The organism is Flavobacterium frigoris PS1 (assembly GCF_000252125.1).
Lineage (GTDB): Bacteria > Bacteroidota > Bacteroidia > Flavobacteriales > Flavobacteriaceae > Flavobacterium > Flavobacterium frigoris_A.
On sequence record NZ_AHKF01000003.1, the window covers coordinates 1 to 6,472 of the forward strand.

The window sequence follows — 6,472 nt, forward strand, 5'->3', positions numbered from 1 at the left end:
GTATTTATTAGAAAGTTTCTCCTCCCCGCCGAAGGGGAGAAAAGTGTACATAAGCTTACGGGTTATTAGTACTACTCGACTATGACATTACTGCCTTTACATCTATAGCCTATCAACGTAGTCATCTCCTACGACCCTTAAAAGAAATCTCATCTTGTGGTGGGTTTCGCGCTTATATGCTTTCAGCGCTTATCCCTTCCAAACGTAGCTACTCTGCGGTGCCACTGGCGTGACAACAGATACACTAGAGGTTTGTCCAATTCGGTCCTCTCGTACTAGAATCAGATCCACTCAAATTTCTTGCGCCCACAGTAGATAGAGACCGAACTGTCTCACGACGTTCTGAACCCAGCTCGCGTGCCACTTTAATGGGCGAACAGCCCAACCCTTGGGACCTTCTCCAGCCCCAGGATGTGACGAGCCGACATCGAGGTGCCAAACCCCCCCGTCGATATGAGCTCTTGGGGGAGATCAGCCTGTTATCCCCGGCGTACCTTTTATCCTTTGAGCGATGGCCCTTCCATGCGGAACCACCGGATCACTATGCTCTACTTTCGTACCTGATCGACCTGTATGTCTCTCAGTCAAGCTCCCTTATGCCATTGCACTCTACGCACGGTTACCAAGCGTACTGAGGGAACCTTTAGAAGCCTCCGTTACTCTTTTGGAGGCGACCACCCCAGTCAAACTACCCACCAAGCAATGTCCCCCGCAAACGCGGGGTTAGGCCTCAGATAAACAAAGGGTTGTATTTCAACAATGACTCCACAACGCCTAGCGACGCCACTTCACAGTCTCCAACCTATCCTACACATCATTTATCCAAGGTCAATACTAAGCTATAGTAAAGGTGCACAGGGTCTTTTCGTCCCACTGCGGGTAAGCGGCATCTTCACCGCTACTACAATTTCACCGAGCTCATGGCTGAGACAGTGTCCAGATCGTTACACCATTCGTGCAGGTCGGAACTTACCCGACAAGGAATTTCGCTACCTTAGGACCGTTATAGTTACGGCCGCCGTTTACTGGGGCTTCATTTCAATGCTTCTCCGAAGATAACATCTCCACTTAACCTTCCAGCACCGGGCAGGTGTCAGGCCCTATACTTCATCTTACGATTTTGCAGAGCCCTGTGTTTTTGATAAACAGTCGCCTGGACCTCTTCACTGCGGCCAGCATTGCTGCTGGCGACCCTTCTCCCGAAGTTACGGGTCTATTTTGCCTAATTCCTTAGCCATGAATCTCTCGAGCACCTTAGAATTCTCATCTCGACTACCTGTGTCGGTTTGCGGTACGGGTACTATTAACCTGAAGTTTAGAGGTTTTTCTTGGAAGCCCTTAGGTGCACTATCTCTTTGTCCGAAGACGCCGAGTACTATCGTATTTCCCCAAAACCCGTGGATTTGCCTGCGGGTCTTATAGGTAGGTACTTCAACGAACTATTCCGTCAGTTCGCGGCACTTTCATCACTCCGTCACCCCATCACAGTTAACAGTAGTACGGGAATATTAACCCGTTGTCCATCGACTGTCCCTTTCGGGTTCGCCTTAGGTCCCGACTAACCCACAGCTGATTAGCATAGCTGTGGAAACCTTAGTCTTTCGGTGTGCGGGTTTCTCGCCCGCATTATCGTTACTTATGCCTACATTTTCTTTTCTAACCGGTCCAGCAGGCCTTACGACTCACCTTCTACCCTGTTAGAATGCTCCCCTACCACTTAGAGTAAACTCTAAATCCATAGCTTCGGTAATATACTTATGCCCGATTATTATCCATGCTCGTCCGCTCGACTAGTGAGCTGTTACGCACTCTTTAAATGAATGGCTGCTTCCAAGCCAACATCCTAGCTGTCTATGCAGACAAACCTCGTTCTTTCAACTTAGTATATATTTGGGGACCTTAGCTGATGGTCTGGGTTCTTTCCCTCTCGGACTTGGACCTTAGCACCCAAGCCCTCACTGTTAGTGAACATTATATAGCATTCGGAGTTTGTCAGGAATTGGTAGGCGGTGAAGCCCCCGCATCCAATCAGTAGCTCTACCTCTATATAACTTTATAACTAACGCTGCACCTAAATGCATTTCGGGGAGTACGAGCTATTTCCGAGTTTGATTGGCCTTTCACCCCTACCCACAGATCATCCCAAGACTTTTCAACGTCAACGGGTTCGGTCCTCCACTATGTGTTACCACAGCTTCAACCTGTCCATGGGTAGATCACACGGTTTCGCGTCTAACACTACTGACTAAAGCGCCCTATTCAGACTCGCTTTCGCTACGGATCCGTGGCTTAACCACTTATCCTTGCCAGCAACGTTAACTCGTAGGCTCATTATGCAAAAGGCACGCCGTCACCCCACGAAGGGGCTCCGACCGCTTGTAAGCGTATGGTTTCAGGATCTATTTCACTCCGTTATTCACGGTTCTTTTCACCTTTCCCTCACGGTACTGGTTCACTATCGGTCTCTCAGGAGTATTTAGCCTTAGCGGATGGTCCCGCCAAATTCAGACAGGATTTCTCGTGTCCCGCCCTACTCAGGATACCACTATCAATTATATCACTTACCTATACAGGACTATCACCCTCTTTGGTTCTACTTTCCAGTAGATTCTAGTTCGTTTTACATTGAATGTCGTGGTCCTACAACCCCAATATTGCCGTAACAACATTGGTTTGGGCTAATCCGCGTTCGCTCGCCACTACTTACGGAATCACTTTTGTTTTCTTCTCCTCCGCCTACTTAGATGTTTCAGTTCAGCGGGTTTGCCCACCCGTAGGTGTACTATGTCTTCAACATAGTGGGTTGCCCCATTCAGGTATCTACGGATCAATCGGTGTGTGCCCGTCCCCGTAGCTTTTCGCAGCTTATCACGCCTTTCATCGCCTCTGAGAGCCAAGGCATCCCCCATACGCCCTTATTTTGCTTATTGTACCAACATTCAATTAAGAATGCCGTTCTTTCTCTGCTTGATATTACTATCTAACAGAAAATGCTTTCTACTTTTTAATATTTTTCTTATCTCAATATGTCAATGAACTTCTTTGTTGAATACAATTCAACAATCGTGGAGAATAACGGAGTCGAACCGTTGACCTCCTGCGTGCAAGGCAGGCGCTCTAGCCAGCTGAGCTAATCCCCCAATTTATTTCTGAATTGTGAATTAATTAAGCATGAATCTTTGATTCATGATTTCTCAACTCCAGATTTCTTCTTTTTATTTAAGTTTAAATAGTTGTCTCGGACAGACTCGAACTGTCGACCCCTACATTATCAGTGTAGTACTCTAACCAGCTGAGCTACGAGACACTCTTATTCTTAAATTGTATTATTTGAACTAACAGCAAGAGTAATAAATTCTTAATCTTTGTTTCCGATTTCTCTTTTCGTCTCTTTCCCAAGCGTGCTTATAAATAAGCTAACACTTAGGCTCTAGAAAGGAGGTGTTCCAGCCGCACCTTCCGGTACGGCTACCTTGTTACGACTTAGCCCTAGTTACCAGTTTTACCCTAGGCAGCTCCTTGCGGTCACCGACTTCAGGCACCCCCAGCTTCCATGGCTTGACGGGCGGTGTGTACAAGGCCCGGGAACGTATTCACCGGATCATGGCTGATATCCGATTACTAGCGATTCCAGCTTCACGGAGTCGAGTTGCAGACTCCGATCCGAACTGTGACCGGTTTTGTAGATTCGCTCCTGGTCACCCAGTGGCTGCTCTCTGTACCGGCCATTGTAGCACGTGTGTAGCCCAAGGCGTAAGGGCCGTGATGATTTGACGTCATCCCCACCTTCCTCACAGTTTGCACTGGCAGTCTCGTTAGAGTTCCCGACATGACTCGCTGGCAACTAACAACAGGGGTTGCGCTCGTTATAGGACTTAACCTGACACCTCACGGCACGAGCTGACGACAACCATGCAGCACCTTGTAATTTGTCTTGCGAAAGATCTGTTTCCAAACCGGTCAAACTACATTTAAGCCTTGGTAAGGTTCCTCGCGTATCATCGAATTAAACCACATGCTCCACCGCTTGTGCGGGCCCCCGTCAATTCCTTTGAGTTTCAAACTTGCGTTCGTACTCCCCAGGTGGGATACTTATCACTTTCGCTTAGCCACTGAGATTGCTCCCAACAGCTAGTATCCATCGTTTACGGCGTGGACTACCAGGGTATCTAATCCTGTTCGCTACCCACGCTTTCGTCCATCAGCGTCAATATATTAGTAGTAACCTGCCTTCGCAATTGGTATTCCATGTAATCTCTAAGCATTTCACCGCTACACTACATATTCTAGTTACTTCCTAATAATTCAAGTCAGACAGTATCAATGGCCGTTCCACCGTTGAGCGATGGGCTTTCACCACTGACTTATCTGACCGCCTACGGACCCTTTAAACCCAATGATTCCGGATAACGCTTGGATCCTCCGTATTACCGCGGCTGCTGGCACGGAGTTAGCCGATCCTTATTCTTACAGTACCGTCAAGCCTCTACACGTAGAGGTGTTTCTTCCTGTATAAAAGCAGTTTACAATCCATAGGACCGTCATCCTGCACGCGGCATGGCTGGATCAGGCTTGCGCCCATTGTCCAATATTCCTCACTGCTGCCTCCCGTAGGAGTCTGGTCCGTGTCTCAGTACCAGTGTGGGGGATCTCCCTCTCAGGACCCCTACCCATCGTAGCCTTGGTATGCCGTTACCATACCAACTAGCTAATGGGACGCATGCTCATCTTTCACCGATAAATCTTTAATTATAAAATGATGCCATTCTATAATACTATAAGGTATTAATCCAAATTTCTCTGGGCTATCCCTTTGTGAAAGGTAGATTGCATACGCGTTACGCACCCGTGCGCCGGTCTCAGAGAAGCAAGCTTCTCCTACCCCTCGACTTGCATGTGTTAAGCCTGCCGCTAGCGTTCATCCTGAGCCAGGATCAAACTCTTCATCGTATATTATGCGAATCAAATTACTTTGATTCTATTTATTTTTGACTGAAGATCTATCGGTTTTTTCAAATCTCGCGATTCTATTACTCTTTATTCTTTTGTCTTAAGATCTCTCTTAAAACGGCTGTCAATTCAATATGTCTAGGAACGTGTCTTATCTTGTTTTGCCTCCCCGTTACAACACTTAGCGTGTTTCCCGAAGCGGCTGCAAAAGTACAACTTCTTTTTAATCTCGCAAGTGTTTTTTAAAATCTTTTTAAGAAAATTTCGTTTCTCTTTTTCTTCTAAATAAACAAGGTTTCCCCTATTTCACTTACTCAATATGTTAAAGAACTTATTCGTTGTTGCGGGTGCAAAAGTACCACCTTTATTGTATAATTCAAGCTTTTTAAATGCCTTTTTTTGATGTTTTTTTGACTTCGGCTTTAAGCGACTGAAAACCCGTGTTTTGAAAGCAAATGTTTTTTAGACAATTCTAGTCTACTCCTACCAAAGCAGTGCAATTCGACTATTACAACTATATACAATCAGCATCTAGAGATTCCCTGTAATAAAAATCCACTCACACTTCCTCTTGCATTTCCTCAACATAACCCTATTAAACAAGTACCATCATTATACGCGAACCAACTATCAGCATTTAGAACCTATCTAATCCCAAATAAAAAATCAGAAATACTCAAAAGCGACCCCTTACAAATGAAACAAGCCTACGAAATTGTTCTCAATTAATGATTCCAATCAAAATACTACCGACAGACACCCAAATCTCAACATTAGCATTCAATAGACAAAACGCTAACACTAAAATCAGAGTCCATCCTTTTAAATTAATACCCTATCATCAATACAGAAAAATACTATACATATATACATACACCTATACAAGGAGCTTTAGTTTATTCCAATAAAAATCAAGAGAAATATAGTGACAAAAAAACCGCGTAACACAAACACACATATACAAGAAACCATTATAAGCTTCCCAAGAAACCAGAATCAAACAGCACTCGAAAGCCACAAAAAAAGCGAGTCCTATATACTGAACAACTAAGAAACCCTTAATTATCGACTAACGAATCAATATAACCGAAGAACCAATACTAAGCCATCGGTCTATTACAAGAATCACATACCGATAGCAGAAAAAAAAAAGAAACATTAAGACATTAATTTTAAGAAACAAAAAACATCGAGCCATCTTTTTTCCGACGAACCAACACTTCCTGCCTCACTTTTATCTTTCATTAGGTTTTAGTATTACAAACAATAGAGCGAAATCACAAACGTCGACAACCCTAATTAGCAAACGACCCTAAAATAAAAAAAAGCCATCCGCCGAGGCGAAAAGCTTTTCATTAGTCTAACTACTAAATCTGGTTCGCGTACAAAGACTAACCAAGCAACACAACTAACTGCCGATACTTCATGGGCCAAAAAAAAAGCCTTTCCGTTAAGAAAGGCTTTCCCCAATATTGCGGTCTGGACGGGACTCGAACCCGCGACCCCCTGCGTGACAGGCAGG

Annotated in this window: 2 tRNA genes and 2 rRNA genes; all 4 read right to left on the reverse strand. The window is 45.0% G+C overall.

From position 1 onward, the window contains the following. Window positions 1-45 precede the first annotated feature (45 nt). A 23S ribosomal RNA gene (locus HJ01_RS00015) occupies window positions 46-2,930 on the reverse strand. A 136-nt stretch (window positions 2,931-3,066) separates the two neighbouring features. Then, window positions 3,067-3,140: transfer RNA gene (locus HJ01_RS00020), tRNA-Ala, on the reverse strand. 93 nt (window positions 3,141-3,233) lie between these two features. Further along, window positions 3,234-3,307, reverse strand: a tRNA-Ile gene (locus tag HJ01_RS00025). Window positions 3,308-3,434: 127 nt separating this feature from the next. Next, a 16S ribosomal RNA gene (locus tag HJ01_RS00030) occupies window positions 3,435-4,950 on the reverse strand. Together the 16S and 23S rRNA genes with 2 tRNA genes alongside form the textbook arrangement of a ribosomal RNA operon. Between the last annotated feature and the right edge of the window lie 1,522 nt (window positions 4,951-6,472).